At 70.8% G+C, this 26,301-nt stretch carries 24 protein-coding genes; 4 read left to right on the plus strand and 20 right to left on the minus strand.

The features are described 5' to 3' along the window. Nucleotides 1–104: 104 nt before the first annotated feature. The 16 genes from ACFYXF_RS39065 to ACFYXF_RS39140 form a co-directional block, all read right to left on the minus strand. A complete protein-coding gene (locus tag ACFYXF_RS39065; protein ID WP_389356745.1) occupies nt 105–767 on the minus strand; it encodes an antibiotic biosynthesis monooxygenase family protein in 663 nt (220 codons plus the stop codon). Between the two features lie 11 nt (nt 768–778). Then, nucleotides 779–1,372 carry an NADPH-dependent FMN reductase gene (locus ACFYXF_RS39070; RefSeq protein ID WP_389356746.1) on the minus strand — a complete coding sequence of 198 codons (594 nt, stop codon included), beginning with the start codon at nt 1,370–1,372 and terminating at the stop codon, nt 779–781. A gap of 22 nt (nt 1,373–1,394) precedes the next feature. Beyond that, complete coding sequence (locus ACFYXF_RS39075) at nt 1,395–2,630, minus strand: MFS transporter (RefSeq protein WP_389356747.1); 1,236 nt, start codon at nt 2,628–2,630, stop codon at nt 1,395–1,397. Further along, the gene (locus ACFYXF_RS39080; protein ID WP_389356748.1) at nt 2,627–3,595 is read right to left on the minus strand and encodes an LLM class flavin-dependent oxidoreductase; all 969 of its coding nucleotides are present in this window, start codon (nt 3,593–3,595) and stop codon (nt 2,627–2,629) included. The genes ACFYXF_RS39075 and ACFYXF_RS39080 overlap by 4 nt, the downstream gene beginning before the upstream one ends. 30 nt (nt 3,596–3,625) lie before the next feature. Continuing rightward, entirely contained in the window at nt 3,626–3,853 is a 228-nt protein-coding gene (locus ACFYXF_RS39085) for an acyl-CoA carboxylase subunit epsilon (protein WP_389356749.1), read from the minus strand. Beyond that, a complete protein-coding gene (locus ACFYXF_RS39090) occupies nt 3,850–5,382 on the minus strand; it encodes an acyl-CoA carboxylase subunit beta (protein ID WP_389357006.1) in 1,533 nt (510 codons plus the stop codon). The genes ACFYXF_RS39085 and ACFYXF_RS39090 overlap by 4 nt, the downstream gene beginning before the upstream one ends. A gap of 84 nt (nt 5,383–5,466) precedes the next feature. Beyond that, nucleotides 5,467–6,237: an SDR family oxidoreductase gene (locus ACFYXF_RS39095; RefSeq protein WP_389356750.1), complete on the minus strand. Its 771-nt coding sequence runs from the start codon at nt 6,235–6,237 to the stop codon at nt 5,467–5,469. After that, nucleotides 6,234–8,213 carry an SDR family oxidoreductase gene (locus tag ACFYXF_RS39100; protein ID WP_389356751.1) on the minus strand — a complete coding sequence of 660 codons (1,980 nt, stop codon included), beginning with the start codon at nt 8,211–8,213 and terminating at the stop codon, nt 6,234–6,236. Before ACFYXF_RS39100 ends, ACFYXF_RS39095 begins: the two co-directional genes overlap by 4 nt. Before the next feature lie 3 nt (nt 8,214–8,216). Further along, entirely contained in the window at nt 8,217–9,164 is a 948-nt protein-coding gene (locus ACFYXF_RS39105) for an aromatase/cyclase (RefSeq protein ID WP_389356752.1), read from the minus strand. 19 nt (nt 9,165–9,183) lie between these two features. Then, complete coding sequence (gene fabG, locus ACFYXF_RS39110) at nt 9,184–9,969, minus strand: 3-oxoacyl-ACP reductase FabG (protein WP_389356753.1); 786 nt, start codon at nt 9,967–9,969, stop codon at nt 9,184–9,186. Between the two features lie 28 nt (nt 9,970–9,997). Then, nucleotides 9,998–10,252: an acyl carrier protein gene (locus ACFYXF_RS39115; RefSeq protein WP_389356754.1), complete on the minus strand. Its 255-nt coding sequence runs from the start codon at nt 10,250–10,252 to the stop codon at nt 9,998–10,000. 22 nt (nt 10,253–10,274) lie between these two features. Beyond that, nucleotides 10,275–11,495: a ketosynthase chain-length factor gene (locus ACFYXF_RS39120; RefSeq protein WP_389356755.1), complete on the minus strand. Its 1,221-nt coding sequence runs from the start codon at nt 11,493–11,495 to the stop codon at nt 10,275–10,277. Then, on the minus strand, nt 11,492–12,766 hold the full coding sequence (locus ACFYXF_RS39125) for a beta-ketoacyl-[acyl-carrier-protein] synthase family protein (RefSeq protein WP_389356756.1): 1,275 nt from the start codon (nt 12,764–12,766) through the stop codon (nt 11,492–11,494). The genes ACFYXF_RS39120 and ACFYXF_RS39125 overlap by 4 nt, the downstream gene beginning before the upstream one ends. Next, complete coding sequence (locus ACFYXF_RS39130; RefSeq protein ID WP_389356757.1) at nt 12,763–13,089, minus strand: TcmI family type II polyketide cyclase; 327 nt, start codon at nt 13,087–13,089, stop codon at nt 12,763–12,765. The genes ACFYXF_RS39125 and ACFYXF_RS39130 overlap by 4 nt, the downstream gene beginning before the upstream one ends. A gap of 67 nt (nt 13,090–13,156) precedes the next feature. Beyond that, on the minus strand, nt 13,157–14,614 hold the full coding sequence (locus ACFYXF_RS39135; protein ID WP_389356758.1) for an FAD-dependent monooxygenase: 1,458 nt from the start codon (nt 14,612–14,614) through the stop codon (nt 13,157–13,159). A 213-nt stretch (nt 14,615–14,827) separates the two neighbouring features. Continuing rightward, nucleotides 14,828–15,667 (minus strand): helix-turn-helix transcriptional regulator, encoded by an 840-nt coding sequence (locus ACFYXF_RS39140; RefSeq protein ID WP_389356759.1) that lies wholly within the window; start codon nt 15,665–15,667, stop codon nt 14,828–14,830. A gap of 105 nt (nt 15,668–15,772) precedes the next feature. Here ACFYXF_RS39140 and ACFYXF_RS39145 point away from each other — a divergent pair, with 105 nt between their 5' ends. Continuing rightward, on the plus strand, nt 15,773–16,480 hold the full coding sequence (locus tag ACFYXF_RS39145) for an SDR family oxidoreductase (RefSeq protein WP_389356760.1): 708 nt from the start codon (nt 15,773–15,775) through the stop codon (nt 16,478–16,480). 585 nt (nt 16,481–17,065) lie between these two features. Beyond that, the gene (locus ACFYXF_RS39150; RefSeq protein WP_389356761.1) at nt 17,066–17,770 is read left to right on the plus strand and encodes a response regulator transcription factor; all 705 of its coding nucleotides are present in this window, start codon (nt 17,066–17,068) and stop codon (nt 17,768–17,770) included. A gap of 58 nt (nt 17,771–17,828) precedes the next feature. Here ACFYXF_RS39150 and ACFYXF_RS39155 read toward each other — a convergent pair whose 3' ends face one another. From ACFYXF_RS39155 to ACFYXF_RS39170, 4 genes are all read right to left on the minus strand, one after another. Further along, a complete protein-coding gene (locus ACFYXF_RS39155; RefSeq protein WP_389356762.1) occupies nt 17,829–18,554 on the minus strand; it encodes a class I SAM-dependent methyltransferase in 726 nt (241 codons plus the stop codon). A gap of 228 nt (nt 18,555–18,782) precedes the next feature. Next, the gene (locus tag ACFYXF_RS39160) at nt 18,783–21,260 is read right to left on the minus strand and encodes a SpoIIE family protein phosphatase (RefSeq protein WP_389356763.1); all 2,478 of its coding nucleotides are present in this window, start codon (nt 21,258–21,260) and stop codon (nt 18,783–18,785) included. A 210-nt stretch (nt 21,261–21,470) separates the two neighbouring features. After that, a complete protein-coding gene (locus tag ACFYXF_RS39165) occupies nt 21,471–23,855 on the minus strand; it encodes an MFS transporter (RefSeq protein ID WP_389356764.1) in 2,385 nt (794 codons plus the stop codon). A 166-nt stretch (nt 23,856–24,021) separates the two neighbouring features. After that, entirely contained in the window at nt 24,022–24,465 is a 444-nt protein-coding gene (locus tag ACFYXF_RS39170; RefSeq protein ID WP_389356765.1) for an SRPBCC family protein, read from the minus strand. Nucleotides 24,466–24,640: 175 nt separating this feature from the next. Here ACFYXF_RS39170 and ACFYXF_RS39175 point away from each other — a divergent pair, with 175 nt between their 5' ends. Together ACFYXF_RS39175 and ACFYXF_RS39180 are read left to right on the plus strand one after the other, a co-directional pair. Beyond that, nucleotides 24,641–25,699, plus strand: coding sequence for an Rv2578c family radical SAM protein (locus tag ACFYXF_RS39175; RefSeq protein WP_389356766.1), 1,059 nt, complete (start codon nt 24,641–24,643; stop codon nt 25,697–25,699). A gap of 64 nt (nt 25,700–25,763) precedes the next feature. Continuing rightward, nucleotides 25,764–26,300, plus strand: a complete 537-nt coding sequence (locus ACFYXF_RS39180; protein ID WP_389356767.1) for a GNAT family N-acetyltransferase — start codon at nt 25,764–25,766, stop codon at nt 26,298–26,300. Nucleotide 26,301: the final 1 nt, after the last annotated feature.

Here is a 26,301-nt window from a genome sequence, read left to right on the forward strand (position 1 = left end):
CGGCCCCCCCCGGCCGGCCCGGCCCCCCCCCCCCCCGCCGGGGGCGGGGGGGCGGGGGGGGGGGGGCCCCCCGGCCGGGGGCGGGCCCCCCCCCTCCGACTGTGTCAGACGCCGATGCTCCGGTGGAGGTGGTAGCGCTTGAAGCCGATGGGGCGCACCCCCGGGGTGTCGTCGCTGACGCGCCGGGTCGTGGTGTGCGTCGCGCCCGCCAGGAAGGCGCGATGCGCCTCGTCGGACGTCCACTCCGCGTAGTTGAGCACCCGGGTGCCGTCCCTGCTGACATGGAAGTTGGCCGACAGCAGTCCCGGATCACGCCGGCCGGCCGGGTCCGCCACGGTGTCCGCGACGGCCTCGACGATCAGCTCCTGGCGGTCCGGGCCGTCCACGTCGAACATCGCCACGATCACACAGCCCGGAGTGGCCGTGGAGTCCAGCACGACGCTGCGGTGCGGCCGGTACTCGACGGCCTCCGCCCGTGCCACTCCCCCGAGGGCGTCCAGCATCCGGCGGTAGGCGCCCGGTTCGGCGCACTGGGTGTACGTCAGCACGGTGTCGTCGTCCGTGCCGAGGAAGCAGCTGAAGGAGAGCACCTCCTCGGGCCACGGGGTGGTGGTCCACTGCGCCACGAGGTCGTGGAGGTCGGCCAGTCCGCGTTCCCGGTCCGGGACGTACCAGTGGCTGACGTGGACGGACACCACGTCCGGGCGCCGCACCCGCGGCATGTCGAGCCCGGCCGGGCGGACGGCTGTCCGGGTCGGCTGGTTCATCGGTCTCTCCCTCAGCGCTCGTAGGGGCGTTCGGTACGTGCCTCACGCAGGGCGTGTCCCCACCAGACCAGCCGGTCCAGCATCACCTTCGCCGCCCCGGTGGCGTCCTCGGCGTCGCGGGGCCGGCCGTCGGTGTCGAACCGGTCCCAGGCGTTGTGGAAGCTGACCGACTCGCGCACGGTCACCGCGTGCAACTCGGCGAAGACCTGGCGGAGTTGCTCCACGGCCCGCAGCCCGCCGCCCATTCCGCCGTACGAGACGAAACCGACCGGCTTGGCCGCCCACTCGTCGAAGAACCAGTCGATGGTGTTCTTCAGGGCGGCGGGGCAGGCGTGGTTGTACTCGGGTGTCACCACGGCGAAAGCGTCCGCGGCGGCCAGCTTCGCGGCCACGGTGTCACGTATCTCCGCCACGCCCGCCGGCGGCCGCAGCCCGGGTTCGGGCATCACCAGGGGCAGCGGATGGTCGAGGACGTCGAGGACGTCCACGGTCGTCTCGGCGTGGGTGCGCGCCTCCCGCGCGAACCAGTCGGCCACCGTGGGGCCGAATCTTCCGTCGCGGACGCTGCCGACGATGACGAGCAGCGAGAGGGGACGCCCGGTCATGGCACAACCTTTCCTGGTGGGATCACTGCGGAGACTTTCGGGGTGCCGCCCCGGCGCCGCGCAGCCCGCTCAGCGCGACCAGCAGGCCCGCGCCGGCCGCCGCCAGGACGAGCAGCAGCGCCGGCCGTGCGGTGTCGGAGGAGCTGAGCAGCAGGGCGGTGGACGGGAGCAGCGCGACGGCCCCGAGCTGGACCGCGGCCTGATAGAGCGGGACGGCGGCGGAGCGGTCCGCCGCCGGGACGGTCGAGGTCGCCTGGATGTTCAGCGGGGCGAAGGCGAACACGAAGCCCGCGCCGAGCAGGAGCAGGGTCGGGAGCGTCCCGCTCGCGTACGACGCGTCGGCGGGACGCCAGAGGTGGAAGGCGCACCCGGCGAACGCGGCTGCGGCGCCCAGGGCGATCGGCCGGGCCGTACCGAACCGGGCGACCGGGCGGCCCGCGAAGGGCACCGTCAGCGCCAGGGGCAGACAGGCGGGCAGGAGGGCGAGCGCGGTCTGCCAGGGGGCCCAGCCGAAGCGGTCCCGGCAGTCGAAGGTGATCATGACGAGCAGGCTGTGGTAGGTGCCGTTGAGCACGGCCGCGCCCGCCGCCGCGCGCAGCAGCGGACCGTTGCGCAGCACCCGGGCGCCGAGCCGTGCGGGGACGACGCGGCCCGTGTCGCGCGGGACGAGGCGCAGCCCGAACATCAGCAGGGCCAGCGCCACCGGGGCGGGGAAGAGGAACGTCGGGCGCCAGCCGGCCTGGAGCAGCGCCCCGGAGAGCAGCAGCCCGACGGTGAACCCCGCCGCGCCGAACAGGGAGTACACCGTGACCGCGCGGCGCTGCGCCGGTCCCTCCTCGAAGGTGGTGCTGATGATCGCGAGGCCGGTCGGCGCGGTCAGCGCCGCACACGCCCCCTTGACCACGCGGGTGGCGATGAGCAGGGCCGCGCTCCCGGTGAGGCCGCCGACCAGTGATGCCACCGCGAACAGCAGCATGGCGGCGAGATAGGAACGGCGCCTGCCCCAGCGGGCGTTGATCCGGGTGCCGAGCACGAGCAGGGCCGCGAACCCGATCGCGAAGCCGCTCATCATCCACTGGACGTGGAGCAGCGACAGGTCGAGGTCCGAGCCGATGGTGGGCAGCGCGACGAGCACCAGGGACACTTCGAGGGCGTCTAGGACCATGTTCCCTGACAGGACGAACAGCAGGCCCCACCGGCGGCGGTCCCACCGCCCCGTCCCGGTGGACTCGGCGGACGGGGCCGAGAGGGCGGTCATGACCCGATCAGCGCCGGCAGCTTCTCGGTGACCAGCTGGATGTTCTCGGCCACGAGGTCGTCCGGCATGCCGGCGATGCTCGCCCAGAAGATGAGGTGCCGCACGGGCAGTCCCTCGGTCATCTCCAGGATCTGCGCGGCGGCGTCCTCGGGGGTGAGGATCTTCAGCGCTCCCCAGGGGGCGTTGGAGGTGCGGTCGCGGAATTCGTCGGGGTGGATGAGCGGCGGCGTCGGCTGGTCGGTGCCCTCGACGGAGGCCCGCCGGTAGCTGTTCATCTGGTGTGCCAGATAGGGGGCGACCCTCGGCCAGGCGGCCTCCGGGTCCTCGGACAGGATCATCGGCAGCAGGTCCGAGACACGGGCGCTGTCCGGGTCGTGGCCGCCCTCGACCAGACCGGCGCGGTAGTGCTCGAACTTGTCGCGCGAGATGTGCAGCAGCCCGATCCCGAGGCGGCCGGCGATCCGGGCCCCCCGCGGTCCGTAGAAGCCGCCCCACAGGGGCACCGGGTCCTGGATCGGTCCCGGGGTGAGGGCCCCCTCCGCCCAGAGCCGCTGGACCTCGCGGATGTTCTCCTCGGTGCGCGCGAACCGGCCCTTGAACTCGGTGTCGTACAGGGCGTATTCGGGCACGCGGTAGCCGGCGCCGAGTCCGAGTTCCAGTCGGCCGCCGCTGATCAGGTCGACGATCGCGGCCTCCTCCGCGAGGTGAGCGGGTTTGCGGAGGGCGGGCAGCAGGACGGAGGTGCCGATCCTGGCGTGCCGGGTACGGGCCGCGGCGGCTGCCGCCAGGGTCAGCGGCTGCGGCAGATAGCCGTCCTCGAAGAGGTGGTGCTCGGTGAACCAGAGGCCTCCCGCACCGCGCTGGTCGGCCTCCTCGCAGAACTCCAGGGCCCGCGCGTAGTGGTCCGCCCAGGGCCGCTTCCACTCCTCGGGATTGCGCATGTCGAACAGGAATCCGACGTCCATCGGTTCAGCTCCTCAAAGCGATTCGGGGGTTCACTGCCGCCAGGTCCTGGGGCTCTCGAAGCCCGGGCCGCGTTCGGGCCGGCGCCAGCGGGCCGTCCGCCCCCGGTGCCCCTCGGGTGCCGCCTGCCCGGTCGCGGCGGCCCGGGCGAGCAGCACCACGGTGAGCGCGGCCAGTTCCTCCCCGCTGGGGCTGCCCCGCTCCACACGCAGGCGGTACGGCAGTTCACGTACGTCCATCTCGGTCTCCTGTTCGCTCACTGCGGCGGGTTTCCGTGTTTGCGGCGCGGCAGGTCGGCGTCCTTGGTGCGCAGCATGGCCAGGGAGCGGATCAGTGCCGCCCGGGTGTCGCGCGGGTCGATCACGTCGTCGACGAGGCCGCGCTCGGCCGCGTAGTACGGGTGGACCAGTTCGCTGCGGTACTCCTCGATCTTCCGGGCCCGCATGGCGTCGGAGTCCTCGGCGGCGGCGATCTCCCGTCGGAAGACCACGTTGGCCGCGCCCTCCGCACCCATCACCGCGATCTCGTTGCCGGGCCAGGCGAGCGCGATGTCGGCGCCGATGGAACGGGAGTCCATGACGATGTAGGCACCGCCGTACGCCTTGCGCAGCACCACCGAGATTCGGGGCACGGTGGCGTTGCAGTAGGCGTACAGCAGCTTCGCGCCCCGGCGGATGATGCCCTCGTGCTCCTGGTCGACCCCGGGCAGGAACCCGGGTACGTCCACCAGCGTGACCAGGGGAATGTTGAAGGAGTCGCAGAACTGGACGAAGCGCGCCGCCTTTTCGCTCGCCTTGATGTCGAGCACGCCGGCCATCGCCCGGGGCTGGTTGGCGACGACGCCGACCGTCTGGCCGTCCAGGCGGGCCAGCGCGCAGACGATGTTGGGTGCCCAGGCCGCGTGGACCTCCATGAGGTCGCCGTCGTCGACGAGTTCCTCGATCACCGCGCGTATGTCGTACGAACGGTTGGCGTCCGCCGGGACCAGGTCGAGCAGCGCGTCGCCGGACCGGTCCGCGGGGTCCTCGCTGTGAGTCGCGGGGGCCAGTTCGCGGTTGTTGGCGGGCAGCAGGCAGAGCAGGTAGCGCACCTCCGCGAGACAGCTCTGCTCGTCGTCGTACACGAAGTGCGCGACGCCGGAGACGCCGCCGTGGACGTCGGCGCCGCCCAGCCCGTTCTGCGAGACCTGTTCGCCGGTGACGGCCTGGACGACGTCGGGGCCGGTGATGAACATCTGTGAGATGTCCCGGACGGCGAACACGAAGTCGGTCAGGGCCGGCGAATAGGCCGCGCCTCCGGCGCACGGGCCGAGCATCACGCTGATCTGCGGGATCACCCCGGACGCCCTGGTGTTGCGCCGGAAGATGCCGCCGTAGCCGGCCAGGGCGGAGACGCCCTCCTGGATACGGGCGCCGGCGCCGTCGTTCAGGGAGACCAGCGGCGCCCCTGCGGCCAGGGCCATGTCCATGGTCTTGTGGATCTTCTCGGCGTGGGCCTCGCCGAGGGCACCGCCGAAGATGCGGAAGTCATGGGCGTACACGAAGACCGTACGGCCCTCCACCGTGCCCCAGCCGGTGACCACACCGTCGGTGTGCGGGCGCTTCGCCTCCAGACCGAAACCGGTCGCCCGGTGCCGGCGCAGTGCCTCGATCTCGGTGAAGCTTCCCTTGTCCAGCAGGAGTTCGATGCGCTCACGGGCGGTCAGTTTCCCTTTGGCGTGCTGGCGTTCGGTGGCCTCGGGGTCCGGTCCCCGCCGCACCAGCGCCTTGAGTTCGCCCAGTTCCGTCAGCCGGTCGGTGCCTGCGGACGGAGCCTTCACGGTGGTCACGGTCTCTCCCCCGGTCGTCGGGTACGGGTGGTCACGCGGTCGCGGTCACCAGGACAGGCGCTGTCCGGTCGGGGTGGCGTCCTCCCCCACGAAGGTCCCCGTGGGACCGTCCGCGCCGAGGGTCGCAAGGAGCACCGGGATGCGCGCGCCCTCCTCGGGCGTCAGGACTCCCTGGTGGCCGTTGATGTCGGTGGCCACGAAGCCGGGCGAGACGGCGTTGACCAGGATTCCGGTGCCCCGCAGCTCGTTGGCGTAGGTGACGGTCACCGCGTTGAGCGCCGCCTTCGACGTGTTGTACTCCAGCAGCGCCGGGAAGACCCCCGGGGGAAAGACCCCGGTCGGGTCGTCCAGGGCCGCCGCGTGTGTCAGGGAACCCAGGACACTGCTGACGTTGACGATCCGGGCGGCCGGGGAGCGCCTGAGGTGGGGCAGGAGCGCGTTGGTCACGGCGATCACGCCGAAGACGTTCGTCTCGTAGGTACGCCGCACCTCGTCCACCGGGACCTGGCTGGGCGGCAGCGCGGAGCCGCCGACGCCCGCGTTGTTCACCAGGGCGTCGAGCCCGCCGGTCTCCTGGGCCAGCCGTTTCGCGGCCTGGGCGACCGACGCCGCGTCGGTGACGTCCAGGTGCAGGAAGCGCACGTCGAGTCCCTCGGCGCGCAGTTCGCGCTCGGCGGCCAGGCCGCGCTCCTCGTCCCGGGCCCCGAGGTAGACCCGCATGCCGAGCTGGGCCAATCGGCGGACGACGGCGCGTCCGATGCCCTTGTTGGCGCCGGTGACGACGGCCGTGCGCGCGATGTCAGTGGGGGCGCTCATCCGAGGAGGGTCCCGCCGGTCGCGTCGAGGAAGGACCCCGTGATCCAGCGCGCCTCGTCGGTGGCGAGGAAGGTCACCACGTCGGCGACGTCCTTCGCCGCGCCCACCCGCTTGAACGCGGAGAGCTGGGACATCTGCTCCACCGCCTCGGGGATGTCGAAGACCGCGCTCCCGTTGTCGGTGATGCCGGGCGCCACGGTGTTGACGGTGATGCCACGGGGGGCCACATGGCGGGCGAAGTGCAGGGTGAGCTGCTCGACGGCGCCCTTGGTCATCGAGTACGCCACCTGCTCGGGGTTGGCGAACCGGGTGAGCCCCGAGGAGATGTTGATGATGCGCCCGCCGTCGGGCATGACCTCGAGGGCACGCAGCACCGTGAAGTACGGCGCCTTGGCGTTGACGGCGAAGTAGCGGTCGAACTGCTCGGGTGTGACCTCCTCGGGTGCGACCCCGTTGGTGGTCTCGCCCGCGTTGTTCACCAGGATGTCCAGCCGTACCTCGCCGATGCGCTCCTTCAGCCCCTGTTCCAGGCCGAGGAACAGCTCGTGCACATCGCCGGGGACGCCGAGTTCGGCGCGGACCGCGAAGGCCTGGCCGCCGTCCTTCTCTATCTGCTCGACGGTGTCCCGGGCCGCTTCCTCGTTGTGCGCGTAGTGGACGGCGACCAGGGCGCCCTCACGGCCCATTTCGAGTGCGGTGGCCCGTCCGATCCCTCGGCTGGATCCGGTGATGAGGGCTGTCTTGCCGGTGAGCCTGCTCATGGGGGAACTCCTGAGTGTGGTCGGGGTGGCGGAGGGGGAGGCGGTACGCCCGGCCGGCCCCGGTGTCTCCCGGGTGTCGAGGCCGCTGATGGTGCGGGCCAGATGGCGGCGGACGACGTCGGACTCCAGCAGTTCCCGGAAGACCGACCGCAGCGCGTCCACCTCGGGGCCGCCGAGCAGCAGCCGTGCCTGCGCCTGGATGTGGGTCAGGGTGCGCTCGCCGACGGGGTGGCGGTCCGCGTGGTAACTGTCGAGGAGTTCGTCGTCGGCCCCGCCGGTGACCCGCGCGCCGAGCTTCCGGCCGAGGTTCGCCGCGTCCTGGAGCCCGAGGTTGAGCGCCTGGCCGCCGACCGGCATCTGGACATGGGCGGCGTCCCCGGCGAGCAGGACCCGGCCGCGTCGGTAGGCGGTGACCTGACGGCGGGCGTTGTCGAGGGTGTTGAGCCACACCGGGGTTCCGGCACCGATGTCCTCGCCGGTGACCTCGGCCCACGCCTCGACGACCTCGGTGAACTCCGGGGCCCTGGTACGGGGTCCGGGCTGTTGGCCGTAGCGGTGCACCATGATGCGCGTGGTGCCGTCGGGCCAGCGGAACGCGGTGGCGAGCCCGTTCGGCAACCGCTCGAAACGCCGGTCGGGTACGTCGATGCCCGCGACGTCGGCGCGGAGCATCTCCCGGGTCGCGTCCTGACCGGAGAGGCCGAACCCGGCGAGTTGCCGAACGGTGCTCAACTCGCCGTCGCAGCCGACCAGATAGCCCGCGGACAGCCGGTAGGGCGAACCGCCGAGCGGCATCACCAGGGTCTCCACCCGGTCGGCGCGCTGGTCGAGACCGGTCACGACGTGGCCGCGCCGGACCTGCGCGCCCAGTTCGGTGGCCCAGGTGTGCAGGACGGCCTCCAGCCTGGTCTGGGGGCACTTCCACTGTCCCGCGTACGGATGGCGCGGGTCGGCGGCGGTCAGGTCGAGCCGCAGACCGCCGAAGTGGCCGGGGCCGCCGCTCGGCAGGGTGCCGAGGCGGTCCAGCAGTCCGCGTTCGGCGAGGATCTCCATGGTTCTGGTGTGGAGGGTGGAGGCGCGCGACTCGGTGGTGGGTTCGACGAGCTGTTCCAGGACGGTCACCCGGGCGCCCGCGGAGCGGAGTTCACCGGCGAGCAGCAGCCCGACCGGGCCGGCGCCGGCCACGACGACGTCGGTGTCCCGTGTGTCGTCCATGGATCAGCGCCGCGCTTCCGCGTAGGCCTTGGCGTGTCCCAGGGTGGCGGTGCTGTTGGTGCCGAGGGCGGTACGGATGAACTCGCGGGCCTCGGGCAGCCCGGCGTCCGGTCCGAGGATCTCGGCGATCTTCTCGGTCCTGATGACCACCGTGTGCTGCGAGGTGGCGGTGGTCACGCCGTCGGCGTCCTCGTCCAGCTGCCAGTAGCCGGTGTGCAGGTCCATCAGCGCGGGCAGGGTCGTCTGCTTGTAGGCGATGCGGTGGTGCGGGAAGCACACCCGCACCGACTCCGTGGTGTGCGAGGAGCCGTCCTTGGTGAGGGTGTCCATCCGCAGGATCTGGAGGCCGGGGGTGTCCTCGGTGAGCCGTACCTCGGCGACGTGCGGAAGCCGTTCGGACCACAGTCCGGCCTCGTTGATGAAGTCGTAGACGTCCTTGGCGGATCCGTCGACGCGGACGCTGTCCTCGAAGGAGAGGGTCCGTTCGTCGGCCTGCGCGGCGAGTTCCACGTTCGCCTTCAGCGACGGGAGTTCGGCCCGGCTGTTGGTGTCCACGGCCTTGTCGATCCAGGCGAGTCCCTCCGGGTCGTCGTCGACGGCGCGGAAGGTGTGCAGCAGCCGTACCCGGGTGCGGTCGGCGGCGACCGGCTCCAGGATCCACGTACCGCTCATCTCGGCCACCGGCGGGGTGAAGACCTCCTGCCGGAAGGTGATGCGCAGTCCGTCGGGGTCCAGTTCGCGGCGCGAACTCCAGCTCTTCACCTCGCCGTTGGCGGTGGCGAAGATACGGATGCGTTCGCTGTCCCCGCTCTGTTCCAGGTACTCGACGTAGACGGAGGGCGGAAAGAGCCGGGGCCAGTTCTCGACCTCCGCCAGGAGGCGGTACACGTCCTTGGCTGCGGCTTCGACCGTGATCTCGTGTTCCACCGCGCGGGTTGCCTGATCGGTCATTCCCATCTCCTTCGGTGCGTCAGAAGTTGCCGAGCCCGCCGCAGACGTTGAGCGCCTGCGAGGTGATCGAGGCCGCGGTGTCGGAGGCGAGGTATCCGACGAGGCCGGCGACCTCCTCCGGCGTGGAGTAGCGGCCGAGGGGGATCTTGGCCTGGAACTTCACGAGGATCGCGTCCTCGGAGGTGTCGTAGGCATCGGCGTATCCCTGGCGGACGCGCTGTGCCATGGGGGTCTCGACATAGCCGGGGCAGACGGCGTTGACGGTGATCCCGGTCGGTGCCAGTTCGTTGCCGAGCGCCTTGGTGAAGCCCACGACCCCGTGCTTGGAGGCGGAGTAGGGGGCGCCCAGGACGACCCCCTGCTTGCCGGCCGTCGAGGCGATGTTGATGATCCGGCCGCGCTTCTTGTCGCGCATGCCGCCGCTGGTGAGCACCTCGCGGGTCATCAGGAAGACACTGTTCAGGTTGGTGTCGATCACGTCGAACCAGAGTTCGTCGCTGATGTCCGCGGTGACTCCGCCACCGCTGCGGCCGGCGTTGTTGACCAGTACGTCGATGGTCCCGAACCGCCGGACGGCGGCCTGGACGACGTTCTTGATGTCGTCCCTGACGCGTACGTCCGCCGCGACCCCGTCCGCTTCGTGCCCGGCGTTGCGCAGTTCCTTGACGGTACGGGCGACCGCGTCCTCGTCGCGGGCGCAGAGGAAGACCCGGTGGCCCTGCTCCGCGAGCAGCCGGCTCGATGCCAGCCCGATCCCGCTGGTGCCGCCGGTCACGAGGGCCACCTTGTGTCCTTGTTGCGTCATGTCGAATCTCCCGGAGTGTGAAGGCTGTTCAGGTCCCGACGGCGGCCAGGTGGGTGTTGACGACCTCGATCAGGGAGTCGGGGGTCCGTACGGTGTCCAGGGCGTCCTCGTCGAGACTGATGCCGTACTCCCGCTCGATGCGCGTGTACGTCTCCAGCAGGGCGAGCGAGTCGTAGCCGAGCTGTTCGAACTCCGCTTCGGAGGTGATCTCTCCGTTCTCTCCGGCCGCCTCGCGCAGGATCCGTGTGAGGTCGTCGAGGGTGAAGGGGATGGCAGTGCTCACCGGTGCTCTCCTCTGGGTGGGGTCAACTCGGTACCGCGCGCACGACCACGGCCGAGTTGAAGCCGCCCTGGCCGCGGGCGAGGATCAGGGCGGTGCGGATCCGGGCTTCGCGCGGGGTGTCCGGGACGAGGTCGATGTCGTAGGAGTCGGACAGCGTGGAGCCGACGGTCGGCGGGATCACACCGTCCCTGATGCTCAGGAGGGCGGCGGTCAGGTCCAGCGGCGCGGCGCCGGAGTACAGACGGCCCGTCATGGTCTTGGGCGCGGTGACCGGGACACCCCGGGGGCCAAAGATCTTGGTGATCGTCTCGGCCTCGATCCGGTCGAGGTCGGGCATGGCGGCCGCGTCCGCGAAGACGACGTCGATGTCACCGGGCGCCGTCCGCGCGTCGGCCAGGGCCAGTTCGACCGCCCTGCGCAGACCGGGTTCCCGGCCGCTGCCCGGACGTGGGTCGAGGGTGGCCGCGTAGCCGGCGATCTCGCCGTAGATCCGCCGGGCCCCGCGGTCCCGCGCGTGCTCGGCGTCCTCCAGGACGAGCAGGGCGCCGCCCTCCCCGGGCACATGGCCCGAGGCCGCGTCGTCGAAGGGGAGATAGGCGCGTTCCGGATCCTCCTGGGTGCTCAGCCGCCCGCCGGCGAGCTGGGCGACCCAGCCCCACGGGCAGATCGAGGCGTCGACGGCCCCCGCGAGGACGAGGGGCGTTCCCTTGCGGATCTGGCGGCGCGCCTGGGCCACCGCGTCCAGACCGCCCGCCTGGTCACTGACGACGACGCTGCTGGGGCCGCGCATGCCGTTGCGGATCGAGATCTGGCCGCTGTTGACCGCGTAGAACCAGGCGAACGACTGGTACGCGCTGACGTACTGGCCGCCCTTGCTCCACAGGGCCCGGAGTTCGTTCTGGCCGAACTCGAAGCCGCCGGAGGAACTCGCCGTGATCACGCCCATGTCGAACTCGGGCAGCTCGCCCGGCACCACACCGGCGTTCTCCAGCGCCCAGTCGGCGGCGGCCAGCGCGATCCGGGTCATCCGGTCGGTCTGGGGCAGCAGCCTGGCCGGCAGATGGTCCTCGGCGACGAATCCGTCGATCTCGCCCGCGAGCCGGGCCGGATAGGAGACGGGATCGAAGCGGGAGACCGTGCCGATGCCGCTCTCGCCCGCCAGCGTCGCCGACCAGTAGGCCTCCAGGCCCAGGCCGTTGGGCGAGGCCACACCCAGCCCCGTCACCAGGGTGCCCTCGCTCACCGCAGGCTCCTCTCGACGTCGGCGAGCACGACCGCGCTCTGGAATCCGCCGAATCCGCTGCCCACCGAGAGCACGGCGTCGGTCCGCCACTCGCGGGCCGTGAGCGGTGTGTAGTCGAGGTCGCACTCGGGGTCCGGGGAGTGCAGATTGGCCGTCGGCGGTACGGTGTTGTGCTCCATGGCCAGCACCGAGGCGGCGATCTCGATGGAACCGATGGCCCCGAGCGAGTGGCCGACCATCGACTTGATGGAGCTGACGGGCGTCCGGTAGGCGTGGTCGCCGAGGCTCCGTTTGAAGGCCTCGGTCTCGTGCCGGTCGTTCTGTTTGGTGCCGGAGCCGTGTGCGTTGATGTAGTCGATCTCCTCGGGGTTGAGGCGTGCCTCGTCGAGCGCGACCCGGATCGCCTCCGCCATCTCCCGTCCGTCGGGGCGCAGTCCGGTCATGTGGAAGGCGTTCGAGCGGGTCGCGTAGCCGGCCACCTCGGCGTAGATGTGCGCGCCGCGCCTGCGGGCGCTGTCCAGCTCCTCCAGGACGAAGACGGCCGAGCCCTCCCCCAGGACGAAGCCGTTGCGGCTCGCGTCGAAGGGGCGTGAGGCCGTCGCGGCCTCGTCGTTGCGGGGTGTGGTCGCCTTGATCGCGTCGAAGCAGGCCACCGTGATCGGTGAGATGGGGGCGTCGGTGGCTCCCGCGATCATCACGTCCGCGGAGTTCTCACGGATCACCTCGGCGGCGTGGCCGATCGCGTCGAGCCCCGAGGTGCAGCCCGTGGAGACGACGGTGCTCGGGCCCTCGGCACCGGCGGCCCAGGCGACCTCCGTCGCGAAGGAGCTGGGCACGAGGTAGTTGTACAGGTGCGGTACCGCGTACTCGTGATCGACGAGTTCCAGCCGGCCGCCGTCGCTGACCGTGCGGTACTCCTGGTCCAGCCCCATGGTGGCGCCGACCGCGCTGCCGATGGTCACGCCGGTGCGGTGCGGGTCCATGGCGTCGGACTCCAGTCCGCTGTCCGCGATGGCCTCCCTGGCCGTCACCACCGCGAACTGTGCGGCGCGGTCCATCCGCCGGATCTCCTGCGGTCGCAGCCCGAGCAGTTCGGCGTCGAAGTCCGCCTCGGCGGCGACCTGGGAGCGGAACGGCGAAGGGTCGAAGAAGGAGATACGACGCGTGGCCGTGCGCCCGTCGGCGAGCAGCTGCCAGAAGTTCTTCACCCCGATCCCGCCCGGGGCGGTGACCCCCACACCGGTGATCACCACCCGGCGACCGCCGCTCACCGGGCGTCCCAGTCGTAGAAGCGCCGCGCCATGGCGTCCGCGGGCGAGCGCCAGGTGGCCGGGTCGTAGGCCTGGATGAACGGTTTGAGGTCCTCGCTGATCCCGACGAACCTCGGATCGGACTTGGCCTTCTCTATCCGCTCACCGCCGTCCTCGAAGTCGAAGTCCTGCAGATGGAAGTAGAGCCCTCGGTACGAGAAGAGCTGGCGGCGCCGGGTCCCCATCAGATGAGGCATCTCGGTCCGGTCGAACGCGGCGAACTGCCGCGCGACCTCCGCCGCCGACTCGAGCTCCATTCGCGCCACGATCAACGTGCTGTGCATCGGTTCCCTCTCCGAACGTTCGGTGATTCGTCGCTGTACGCGGTGCCGTGCCGGTCCGCCCGTGTGCTCAGCGCGCGGGTCCGAACCAGCGCTCCAGTGCGGTGGCCAGGTCGAAGTGGCTGCCGGGCGCGATCCAGGCGACATGGCCGTCGGGGCGGATCAGCACCCCGCCGGTTTCCTGGAGTTCGCCGGAACGCGGCAGTTCCCCCGGCCGGGCGGTGACGATGTCGATCCGGTCGGCCCAGTCGGCCGCCCGGCGGCGCAGATGCGGGTTGTCCGCCAGGTCGAGCAGCACGCCCCGGCCCGCGCGGAGCAGGGCGGTGCTGCTGGTGCCGCCCAGTTCGAGGTGCGGCATACGCGCTCCGAGCAGGGGATGGGTGCCGCCGCCGACGTCGTAGCGGATGTCCAGGCCGCTCGCCTTGGCGGCGAGATGCCGGGCGACCTCCTCGTACCGCACGAGTTCGGCGAGCACGTCGCGCAGCGGCTGTACGTCCGTACCGCCGAGGATGAGCAGGCTCTGGGCCCGGGTGTTGAGCAGCAGTCGCCGACCGACCTCGTGGCGTTCGCCGTGGTAGGTGTCCAGCAGCTCGGCGGGGGCGGTGCCGCGCAGGACCGCCGCGAGTTTCCAGCCGAGGTTCACCGAGTCCTGGATGCCGGTGTTCATGCCCTGGCCGCCGGCCGGGAGGTGCACATGTGCCGCGTCTCCGGCCAGCAGCACCCGGCCACGCCGGTATTCGGTGACCTGCCGTGCGGCGTCGCCGAAAGCGCTGACCCACACCGGTTCGGCGTGCGAGATGTCGATGCCGGTGAGGCGTTTCCAGGCGTCGGCGACCTCCCCGAACGGCGGTGGCCCGTCGCGGCGTTGCGGGGGCGCCCCGTGTTCGCTGACGATGATCCGGTACAGGCCGCCGCCCAGGTTCGCGGTCATCACCATGCCGCCCACGACCCGGTCCGCGACCATGCGCGGCTCCAGCTCGACCCCGCGGACATCGGCCAGGAACAGTTCGGTGGTGGCCTCGGTGCCGGGGAAGTCGAAGCCCGTCGCCTTGCGCACCTGGCTGCGCCCGCCGTCGCAGCCCACCACGTACCGGGCGCTCAGCGTCCGTTCGCCCGACTCCTCCCGCACGCGCACCTCGGCCCGGTCGCCTAGGTTCCGCACCGCCACCACTTCGTGGCCACGCCGGATTCCGGCGCCCAGCTCACGCGCCCACCCCTCGAGCACCGTCTCGGTGATGGACTGGGGAACGGTCCTGGCCGCCCTGTGCGCGGCGCCGAGCAGGGCGAGGTCCAGTGGGATTCCGCCGAAGTGGCCATGGTTGCCTGTCTCGATTTCTCCGAAACGGGGCAGGAGGCCACGCTGGTCGAATACTTCCATGGTGCGTGTGGTGAATCCGATGCCGCGGGACTCCCCGGTGCGTTCGGCAAGGCGGTCGAGGACGATGACGTCGACGCCCGCCAGGCGTAATTCACCGGCCAGCATGAGTCCTGCCGGCCCGGCTCCCACCACGATGACCGATGCGTCCATACAACTACCCCGATCGTCGATGCCATTGACCAATTCTCCGGCGACAGCGGCCGGGACACAGTTTCCGGAAAGACACCGACAATCCTCTTCGCTGCACCCCCGGCAGCTCAAGCAAAGAATTCAAGGACCTCTGCAAGGAACTGTCAGCGGAGCGTCAACTTCACAGAGAAGACTCAGCGGTCGTCAAAGACGAAACCAGGCTGGGGGGTCGGGTCAGCAACCCGCGGCGGCGTAGAGGCGCTTGAGCTTGTCCGAGGCGTCACTGCCGGGGGCGGCGGTGTGGGTGACGATGCGGATGTCGCTGTCCGGCACCATGAGCACATGGCCGTCGACGTGCAGCGGCCCCACGACGGGATGGTGGAGCGTCTTGCGGCTCATGGTGTGCACCGCGATGACATAGGCGTCCCAGAGACCGGCGAACCTGGGGCTGGCGGCATGCAGGTCGGCGACCAGGTCCCGCAGTTCACCGTCGTCGGGGTAGCGGATGGTCGCGGCGCGCAGATCGGACACGAGCGCGGCCTCCAGACGTGCCTGCTGCTCCTCGGTGTGCGTGACCAGGTCCGTCCGGCCGGTGAACTGGCACCACACCACGTTGCGGTCCCGTCCCCGCAGTCCGCCGGCGTCACCGTTGAGCGCGATCCAGTGCCGGTTCCAGCTGATGAGGTTCCAGGCGGCGTCGTACGCGCTGGCCGCCACGCCGTCCAACTGCTCCAGCAGTCGGTGCGCCCCGAGCGACAGGGCGGACGCATGGCGGTCCCTGGGCGGGGACTGACCGGCCAACAGGAAGAGGTGCTCCCGCTCCGCCTCGGAGAGCCGCAGTGCCCGGGCCAGTCCGGCGAGTACCGGCGGCGAGGGCGAGAAGGACCTGCCCTGTTCCAGTCGAGTGACGTAGTCCACCGAGACACCGGCCAGCAGAGCGAGTTCCTCGCGGCGCAGTCCGGTGGCCCTGCGCCGTTCCAACGCCCCGACGGTGTCGGGGAGTCCGGCTCCCTCCGGGGTCAGTCGATCGCGCCAGCGCCGCAGCGCGATCCCCAACTCCCGCGAACCGCTCATCACATCAGTATGCAGGGGGTGACCGCAGGTGCGCATCCTGGTACTGCCGTTCCCAGGAAGCGGGGGGCACTACCTGGAGAGCGCTCGTACGGCAAAGCTGGCTGTATGACCACCACTCTGATCACGGGCGCCAACCGGGGCCTCGGCAGGGAGACCGCGAGACGGTTGATCGCCGCCGGGCACCGGGTCTACCTGGGCTCCCGCGACGAGCGGCGCGGCCGGGAGGCCGCGGCCGGGCTCGGCGCCCGGCCGGTGGTCATGGACGTCACCGACGACGCCTCCGTCCGGGGCGCCGCAGAACTGGTCGGCGCGGAGGCCGGCCGGCTCGACGTACTCGTCAACAACGCCGGTGTCGTCGGGCTGGGCAACGACGCCCACGAGGCCACGGCCGACCAGGTCCGGATCACGTACGAGACGAATGTCTTCGGCATCGTACGGGTCACCCACGCCTTCCTTCCGCTGCTGGAGCGGAGCGCGGCCCCGGTGGTCGTCAACGTGAGCAGCGGTCTGGGCTCACTGGGCATCGCCGACGCCCCTGAGCGCCACACGTCGCTCCTGCCCGTCTACTACGCCGCGCTCGCCTACAACTCGTCCAAGGCCGCGCTGAACATGCTCACGGTGCAGTACGCGCGCAGCCATCCGGGGATGAGGATCAACGCCGTCGACCCCGGACACACCGCGACCGACTTCAACGGCCACCAGGGACCACAGACCGTCGCCGAGGGCGCCGAGGTCATCGTCCGCATGGCCATGATCGGCCCCGACGGGCCATCGGGTGGATTCTTCGGGAACAACGGACCGGTCCCGTGGTAAACGGGCACGGCAAGCCGACGAAATCCAGCCAAACGATCGAATCACCCTCTCACCTTGCTGCGCCCGAAATACCGCGTGACGGCACCACCGAAATCTGGCCACGCTGCGAGGAGGCCGTACGAGCCACCGGATGCGCTGTTGTCTAGACCCGTTGTCTGAGAGAGGATGAGTTACGGCGCAGTAGGAATCGAGTTGCCACGGGGGCAATCATGAACTTCGCGGAACAGTGGTACGCAGGGCCACCTTCCGGGCATCCGGCATTCCATCCGTGCAGCGCGCGCCCTTTCTTTTGCCCGAGTTCCCGGCCGTGTTGAGGCCAGGGAATTTTTTGCGCTTTCACGGAATCGCGAATTTCATCCGAGCTTAATCCTCTGGAAACTTATTCGGCAACTAATGGGAGCCGAGGCATATGCCTGCAAGTTCCAGCTTTCCCCCTGACGCACACTCATCGTCAAGCGACACGAGCCATCCTCACGTCGTCTCCCCATGTGATGACAGCGGTCTGAGCACTGAACACCCGTCGGCTCCGCGCGCCCTACAGGACGCCATGCCCTACGGACCTGGTGACAAAAGACGGAAGGCGTTATGGAACTGCTGATAGTGGCTGGTCACGAAGCCATGTCCCAACAACTCGCACCGCGGCTCGAACGGCATGGATTCGACGTCGTGACGGTCATGAGCGGTGCCGCCGCGCTGGAGGCCAGCGACAGCGCGGAGTTGATCCTGCTCGACCTCGAACTCCCCGACATCGACGGCTTAGAGGTCTGTCGCCGCATCCGTCACACCAGCGACACCCCGATCATCGCCTTCGCCGATCGCGGGGCCGATCTGGACCGTGTCCTGGGGCTGCAGGCGGGCTCGGACGACTGTCTGGACAAGCCGTACGAGTTCCGTGAGCTGATGGCGCGGATCGAAGCGGTGATGCGCCGTGCCTGGCGACCACGCGAACAGGCGACCCGCGCGCCGGCCGGACTGCTCACCGTCGGGGACATGTGCATCGACGGGGCCTCGCGGGAGGTGCGGCTGCGTGGCGTGCCGGTCCAGCTCACCCGCAAGGAGTTCGACCTGTTGTACTACCTCGCCCGGCACTCCGACGCCGTGGTCACCCGGCGTCGGCTGATGACCGAGATCTGGGACGACGCCTCGAACCATGCCCTGAGCCCGCGTGCCAGCCGCACGATAGACACCCATGTCAGTTCGCTGCGCAGCAAACTCGGGAACAGCGGCTGGATCCTCACCGTACGAGGGGTGGGTTTCCGGCTCGGCCCGGGACAGCGCACCCTCAGCTGAACCGGGCGCCCACAGCAGGTCGTTCCCCCGCCGCGGCATCCCCCGAGCCGCGGCAGGCTCAGTCGGCCCGCTTCACGACCACCCACGTCGACGGCAGCACGACCCGCGTCCCCTCCGAGGTGTACTCCGTCGTGGTGAGCGGGAGTTGGCCGCTCGCGAGGATCTCCAGACCCGCCGCGCCCAGGTACACGGGTACGGCCGAGTCCGCCACCTCGCCGGGTGCGATGCCGTGCTGGAGGATCGGACGCAGCTTGGGCGGCGGGCCCTCGGGGCTCTCGGCGAGGCCCATCAGGATGGGGCGCGCGTCCTGCGACAGCTCGACCAGGAAGGCCCGGCCACGCCGCCCGATCAGGGCGGCGATGCCGTCGACGAGGGTCTGCCGGTCGTCGGCGTCGCACTGGTGGAGCACCCCGCGCATGTACACGTTGGTGTCGCCGAGCTTCGCGTGCAGTTCGTCGACCTCGGTCTTCTCGGCGCAGTCGAGCAGTTCGTACTCGGCGGCGCCTTCCGGGTCGGCGCGGCGGGCGCGGTCCAGGGCCGCGGGCGAGAGGTCGGCGCCGATGACGCGGGTGAAGCGGTCGGTGAGGAAGCGGGTCTGGGTGCCGTTGCCGCAGCCGAGGTCCAGCAGGGGCAACTCGAAGTCCGCCATGTGCGGTTCGAAGACGGCGAGGTGGAGGCCGGCGGTCAGCATCGGCTCCGAGTCCCAGAAGACGGCCCCCTGGCCGTGGGGAGCCTCGCGCCAGAAGCCTTCCCAGGACTCCCTGTACCGACTCGACACGCTCATGGCCATCTCCCCAGGGTGCGACGACGACCCGTCCGAGGTGACGGGCCAGTTCGGTCTACCGCGCCCCGGTTGCGCCGACAAGCACACCGCGCATACCTTCACTGCTCGTTCGAGAGGTATACGCCGGTGTGCGTCTCGCACGCCTCCCCCGACCCCGTGGCACGATCAATCCAAACACAGGGCACTGACAATCCCCGAGCAGCCCCACTGGCCGCCCCGGTCGGGGTGTCAGCGCCGGCGGGGCAATGTCAGTTCGAACCACACGGTCTTGCCCGCGCCCGTACGGCTCGTGCCCCACTCCCGGGCCAGCGTGCTCACCACGCGCAGTCCGCGCCCGAACTCGTCCGTGGGCTCGGCGCTGAGCAGTGTGGGCAGGCTGTGGTCGTCGTCGTCCACCTCGCACAGCAGTGTCTCGCCGCGCACGAGCCGCAGTTCGAGCGGGCGCCCGTGGGAGTGCCGTACGGCGTTGGTGACGAGTTCACTGACCAGCAGTGAGGCGCTGTCCACCAGCTTGTCGAGGCCCCAGTCGTAGAGCTGTTCGCGGACCACGGCACGGGCCCTGCCGACCTCGGCCGGGTCGAGGGCGAGCCGCCATTCGGCGACGTCGTCGGGTTCGATGCCGTTGAGCCGGGCCAGCAGCAGCGCCACGTCGTCCTTGCGGCCCCCGGCGGTGTTGAGGGCGCGGATGATCGTGTCGCAGGCGTCGTCCATGGAGGCGGCCGGGTGGGCGGCGGACTCGCAGAGGGTCGCCAGGCCCACGCCGATGTCCTCCCCGCGCACCTCGACCAGCCCGTCGGTGCACATGACGAGCCGGTCGCCGGGCTGCACGCGCACGCGTACCGCCTCGAAGGGCACTCCGCCGACGCCGATGGGCGCACCGGTGGGCAGGTCGAGCAGCTCGCTGCCGCCGTCCTCGGCACGGACCAGCACGGGCGGGATATGGCCCGCGTTGGCGATGTGCAGCTCGCTCGCGATCGGGTCGTAGACGGCGTACAGGCAGGTCGCGAGGTAGGTGTCGCCGAGCCGCTGGGCCAAGTCGTCCAGATTGCGCAGGAGTTGGGCGGGCGGGATGTCCATGGCGGCCATGGTCTGTACGGCCGTACGCAACTGGCCCATCATCGCGGCCGAGTTGAGGCCGTGTCCCATGACGTCGCCGACGACGAGCGCGGTGCGGGCGCCCGGCAGTTTCACCGAGTCGAACCAGTCGCCGCCGACCCGGCCGAGCAGTGTGCCGGGCAGATAGCGGGTGGCGATGTCACAGCCCGCCATGCGCGGCGGGATGTGCGGCAGCATGCTGTCCTGGAGGGTCTCGGCGACGCTCTCCTGGTAGGTGTACATACGCGCGTTGTCGAGCACGAGGCCCGCGCGGGCGGCGAGTTCGGCGCCGGTGACACGGTCCATGTCGTTGAACTCGACGCGCTCCGGGTGGCGCAGCAGGATCATGAAGCCGAGGACGACATTGCGGGCCTTCAGCGGTACGACGAGCATGGAGCGGCCCGTGATCAGCGGCCGGATGTCGCGCTTCTCGAACTGGGACGCGATCATGTGCCCCATCTGCTCGCTGATGCGCGGCACGAGGACGGGCTGACCGCTGGTCATGCACTGGAAGAACGGGGTGTGCGCCGGGAACGGCATGGCCTCGCCGACCGGGACGACGTCGTCCCAACGGCCCGGTTCGTCGGTGTGTTCGAGGGCGACCCGGTGCCACATCGTCGTCGTGTCGGGCACGCCGTCGGGGAACCCCTCGCCCGCGACGACCTGTTCACGCAGATAGGTGCCCGCGACGTCCGTGAAGCGGGGTACGACGGCCTTGCTGACCTCGATGATCGTGCGGGACAGGTCGAGCGAGGTCCCGATGCGTCCGCTGACGTCGTTGAGGAACTCCAGCCGCTCACGCACAGCGGCGTATTCGAGGTCTTCGACCTCGTCCTGGAGGTCCTCGGGCAGGGGTTCGCCGGCCTGCGCCGCGCGGGCCGCCCGCTCCTGGCGTGCCTTGCGCTCGGCGCGCCGGGGCACGCCCCAGTCGGGGGTGACCGGCACCAGGTCGTTCTGGCTGAACTCCAGCACCGGATAGCCCAGTTCGAGGATCTGGGCGACGATGCGGGCGCTTTCCCCGACGCTCATGCTGGGCAGGATCTCGGGCAGCCTGCGGGCGAGTTCCTCGGCACCGGGGAAGTTGGTGTGCAGGGCGAACCCGGGCGCGATGCGCTCGACGGATATCTCGTCGTCCTCCTGGCGCAGTACGTCGGTGTCGGCGGCCAGCACCAGCAGGCGCCCATGGCCGGGGCCCACCAGGGGGTAGGCCCACCACAGGACGTCCACGCGGTCGCGCCCCGGCACGGTGAGGCGGGCGCGGCCCGACGCCGGGTAGGACAGCCGGCCGTCGAGGGAGGACTCCAGGTCGGGTCCGAGGCCGTCGTCGGTCAGGTGCGCCCCGTACGGCGCGGTGTCCTCGTCTCCGTCGCTGTCGCCGTCGTCGGGGAGCGCCCCGGAGACGGGCAGCAGATCGACGGCGGGCTGGCCGAGGGCCTCTTCCTTGGAGGCGCCGAACAGGCGCCGGGCGCCCCGGCTCCAGTGCGAGACGAGGCCTTCGCGGTCGACGACGACCACGGCCAACGGGATACGGCCCACTGCGGCGTGCTCCGCCGGTTCGCCCTCCCCGGCCCCGCGGCCGGGAGTCGCGCCCGTCTCGGTGCCACGGTCCATGGCGCAGGCCCCTTCTTCCCACGGCTCCGCAAGATCTGTGCCGTCGCCACCACGGTACGGCGCCGGTCCGTCGCGATGTGTGGCAATCCGCTAATTGGTCTTCACCGGTCCGCTCCGGCGCACGGCCGAGCGCCCCGCACGCCGGTACGGCCGGACCGACCGGCCGGTCGGCGCCCTGTTCGACCCTTGTTCGGCACCCTTACCTGGAGCTCAGCCCTCGTACCCGAGCTGAAGGTCGCGTTCCGTACGGTCGCCGCCGGCCACCTGGAGGACCGTGGCGACCGGCGGGTAGCCGGAGGCGATGACCGTGTACTCGCCGCAGGACAGGTCGACGAACCGGAACGTTCCGTCGGCTCCGGTGGTGAGCGTGTCCACGACGTTGCCGGCCGCGTCGAGCAGCGTCACCCGCGCGTCCTCGACCGGCCGTCCCCCTCCGGCCCGCACGGTGCCCTTCAGGACGGCGCCGCCCGCGAGTTCGACGTCCTGGCGGGTCTCCCGGGAGGCCCGCACCAGGACGGGGAGCGCGGTCGGGCGGAACGCGGGCGCGCTGGCGGCGAGGGTGTACTCGCCGGCCACCAGCTCGGTGATGACGTACCCGCCCTCGCGTCCGCTGCGGGTGGTGGCGACGACCTCGCCGTGCGCGTTGGTGAGCGTGACGGTGGCGTCCCGGACCGGCGAGCGGTCCGCGGTCAGCACCTGGCCCACGAGATGCCCCGCACCGCCGAGGACGACGTCCAGCTCGACGGGACGCTCGCCGACGGTCACGGTGACCGCCTGCGGCTGGTGGCCGCCCGCCGCGGCGATCAGGACGTACGCCCCCGCGCCGGGCGTGGACAGCGCGTACCGCCCGTCCTCGGCGCTCGCACCGCGCCCGATCTGCGCCCCCGTGACGTCGATGAGGGTGAGCGCCGCGCGCGGTACGACGGTTCCGTCCGGGTGCTGGACGGTGCCGCACACCGGGATCCCGGCGGTGTACGGCGCCCGGGCCTGCGGGATCGCCAGGGGGGCCGTGGGTCCTGGGGAGTCGAGGTCGGCGGGGGCGGTGTGGTGGGACACCAGCGGTTTCTCCTTGAGGAAGAAGGCGATGAGGAGGCCGAGGACGAGCACCGGCACGAGGTACAGGAAGATGCGCGGCATGGCGTCCGCGTACGCCCTGATGTAGCTGTCGCGCAGCGCCGGGGGGAGCGCGTGGACGAGCTGCGGCGTGATCGAGTCGGGGTCGGGAAGACCGGCACCCGCGCGCGTGGGAAGGCTGTTCTCCAGGGACTCGGCGAGCCGGTTCGCGAAGAGCGTGCCGAAGATCGCGGCGCCGACGCTGCCGCCGATCTGCCGGAAGTAGTTGTTGGCGCTGGTCGCGGTGCCGAGGTCGGCCGGGCGCACGGAGTTCTGCACGGCGAGGACGAGGACCGGCATCACCATGCCGATGCCGGCGCCGAGGACGGCCATCCAGAGGCTGTAGTGCAGCCGGGGCGTGTCCACTTCGAGGCGGGACAGCAGCCACATGCCGAACACGGACAGGGCGCCGCCCAGGACCGGCCAGATCTTGTAGCGGCCGGTGTGGCTGATGAGCTGCCCGGAGACGATCGACGCGCCGACGATCCCGGCCATCATGGGCAGCATCAGCAGTCCGGACTCGGTGGCGGTGGCACCGTCGACCATCTGCAGGAAGGTCGGCAGATAGCTGGCGGCGCCGAACAGCGCCACGCCGATCACCAGGCCCACCAGACCGGTGACGTTGAAGACGGAGTCCCTGAACAGCCGCAGCGGGATGAGGGGTTCGGGCGCGAAGTGCTCGGCGACGAGGAAGAGCACGGTGGCGACGACCGCTCCGGCGGCCAGCCCGAGGATCTCGCGCGAGCCCCACGCGTACTCGGTGCCGCCCCAACTGGTCAGCAGCACCAGGCACGTCGAGGCCACGGCGAGCAGCAGCGCCCCGAGGAGGTCGAACCGGGCCCTGACCGCGGGCTTCGGCAGCTTGAGCACGGCGGTGACGACGGCGAGCGTCAGCAGCCCGAACGGGACGTTGAACCAGAAGCACCACCGCCAGGAGAGATGGTCGGTGAAGTAGCCGCCGAGGAGGGGCCCGGCGACCGAGGCGAGGCCGAACGCGGCGCCGATCAGGCCCATGAAGCGCCCGCGTTCACGCGGCGGCACGATGTCGGCGATGATCGCCTGCACACCGATCATCAACCCGCCCGCGCCGACGCCCTGGAGGGCGCGGAAGGCGATGAGCTGGTCCATGGTGCGCGCCCAGCCGGCCAGCGCCGAGCCGGCGACGAACACGACGATCGCGAACTGGAAGACGCCCTTGCGGCCGAGGAGATCGCCGAGTTTGCCGTAGACCGGCAGTCCGACGGTGGCGGTGAGCAGATACGCGGTGATCGCCCAGGACATCCTGTCCAGGCCGTGCAGCTCGCCGACGATCTTCGGGAGCGCGGTGGCGACGATCATCTGCTCGAGCGCGGCGAGCAGCAGCGCGAGCATGAGCCCGAGGAACACCAACCGCACCTGGCGCGGGCCCAGTTGTGGGGGTTCGGCCGGGGGCGGCGCGGGTGCGGTCGTCGGCTCGTCCTGCACCAGAGTGATCCCGCCCATGTACCGCTCCCCTCGTCGCACCTACCGCACAATTCCCGCTTTGGGCGACAACTGTGAGCAAGCGCGACGAGTTACGGCGTACCGGTGCACGGGGGCGGAGATCCACTCGAACCGGTGAGGGGTACGAAGGCGCGCGCCAACGCCCCTTGAGGGGTTGACCCTTGGGCTACTTCTCCACCTCGGTGGCGAGCTTGTCGAGGACGGCGTCGTAGATGCGGGCGAGGCCCTTGGGGGCGAAGGTCCGCTCGAAGAAGCCGCCGATGCCGCCGGCGCCGTTCCAGACGCTGGTGACGACGACCCGCGACTTGCCCTCGCCGGCCGGGGTGACACGCCAGGTGGTGACCATCGAGGAGTTGCGGTCCTTCTCGACGAGTTCACCGTCGGTGGGCTCGCTGACCTCCAGGAGGCAGTCCCGGACGCGCTTGCTGGTGGCCTGGAGCTTCCAGTGGACGAGGGTGCCCTCGCCGTCGCCGCCCTCGCGCACCTCGTACTCGCTGAACTGCTCCGACAGCACCTTCGGGCGCGTGCCGCTGTAATCCGCGAGGGCGTCGAACACCGTCTCCGCGTCCGCCGCGACGATGCGCTCCGTGGTGGCCTCGACCTGCGCCATTGCGTTCCTCCAGCAGCTGGGTGTTCGGGGGTTCGCGCTCACCCAACCACCCCGCCGCCCGACCACCCAAATCGGGGTCCGGACTATCGAGGAGCTTCACAAGACTCGAACATACGATCGCACGATCAAGGGAACATGTGTTCTATTCTCGGGTCAGTGCTACCGAGGAGGTGTCATGCGCTGGGAGAACCTCACAGTGGAATCCGGCTCCGGCTCCAGCCGGACCGACGCCGCGTTGTTCGGCGCGGACGCGGTGACCACCCGTACCTTCGACTCCCCCGAGTTCCGCGGGATCACCTTCCACGAGATCCGGGCCCGTTCGATCATCAACCGCGTACCGGGGGCCTCCCGGATGCCGTTCGAATGGACGGTGAACCCGTACCGGGGCTGCACGCACGCGTGCGTGTACTGCTTCGCCCGCAAGACGCACAGCTATCTGGACCTCGACACCGGTCTCGGCTTCGACTCCCAGATCGTCGTCAAGGTGAACGCGCCGGAGCTGCTGCGCCACCAGCTCGGTTCCCGCCGCTGGCTGGGCGACCACATCGCGATGGGCACCAACGTCGACTGCTACCAGCGCGCGGAGGGCCGCTACCGGCTGATGCCGGGCATCCTCTCCGCCCTGCGCGACCACGCGAACCCCTTCTCGATCCTGACGAAGGGCACGCTGATCCTGCGCGACCTCGACCTCCTGGTGCAGGCGTCGCAGGTCACCGATGTCGGCATCTCCGTCTCCGTCGGCTTCACCGACCCGGTGCTGTGGCGCACGGTCGAGCCGGGCACCCCCGCTCCGGAACGGCGCCTGGACGTCGTACGGACGCTGGGCGAGCACGGCATCGGCTGCGGGGTGCTGATGGCCCCGGTACTGCCCTTCCTCAGCGACCATCCGGCACAGCTGCGGGCCACGGTGCGGGCGATCGCCGCCGCCGGGGCGACCTCCGTGACCCCGCTGGTGCTGCATCTGCGCCCCGGCGCCCGCGAGTGGTACATGGCGTGGCTCGGGCACCACCACCCGCATCTGGTGCGCCGGTACGAGCGGTTGTACGCGGAGGGCGCCTACGCCCCCAAGTGGTACCAGCGCCGGATCACCCGCCAGGTCCACGACCTGGCCCAGGAGTACGGAATAGGCCCCACGCGCGCGGGGATGCCCCGCAGGATTCCGCCGCCCGTCGAGACCGATCCCGTCACGCCCGTGCCCGCGGTGCCCGAGCCGGTCCAGCTGACCCTTCTCTGAGGACCCTGAAGAGGACCCGAAAATTCGGAGGTCTCCGCGCGGGCGGTACGCCTAGGGTGCCGCCATGAACGACCCGAACGACCCGGTCCTCGTCCGCGAGATGACCCTCGACGACTGCGAGCGCGTCTCCGAGATCCGCATCCGGGGCTGGCAGCACGCCTACAAGGGCCTGATGCCGCAGCCGTATCTCGACGCCCTCAGCGTGACGGAGGACGCCGAGCGCCGGCGTACGTTCTTCGTGGGCGCCGGCTCCGAGGTCGTGAACCTCGTGGCCGAGCGGGCGGGCGAGGTCGTCGGCTGGGCCTGTCACGGGCCCTACCGGGACGGCGAGTTCCGCACCGAGCACGCCGAGCTGTACGCGATCTACGTGGACGTCGGGCAGTTCGGCGCCGGGGTCGGGCCGGCGCTGCTGCGGGAGTCGGTCCGCCGGTGCGCCGATGCCGGGCACCGGCGCATGCTCCTGTGGGTCCTAGAGGGCAACGACCGCGCGCGGCGGTTCTACGAGCGCGAGGGGTTCGCCGCCGACGGCGCCGAGGAACCCTTCGACGTTGACGGGGTCGCCGTACCGGAGGTGCGGTACGCGCGCGTGCTGCCCGGCTGAC

Origin of the sequence: Streptomyces sp. NPDC002680 (assembly GCF_042889145.1) — a bacterium.
GTDB lineage: Bacteria > Actinomycetota > Actinomycetes > Streptomycetales > Streptomycetaceae > Streptomyces > Streptomyces adonidis.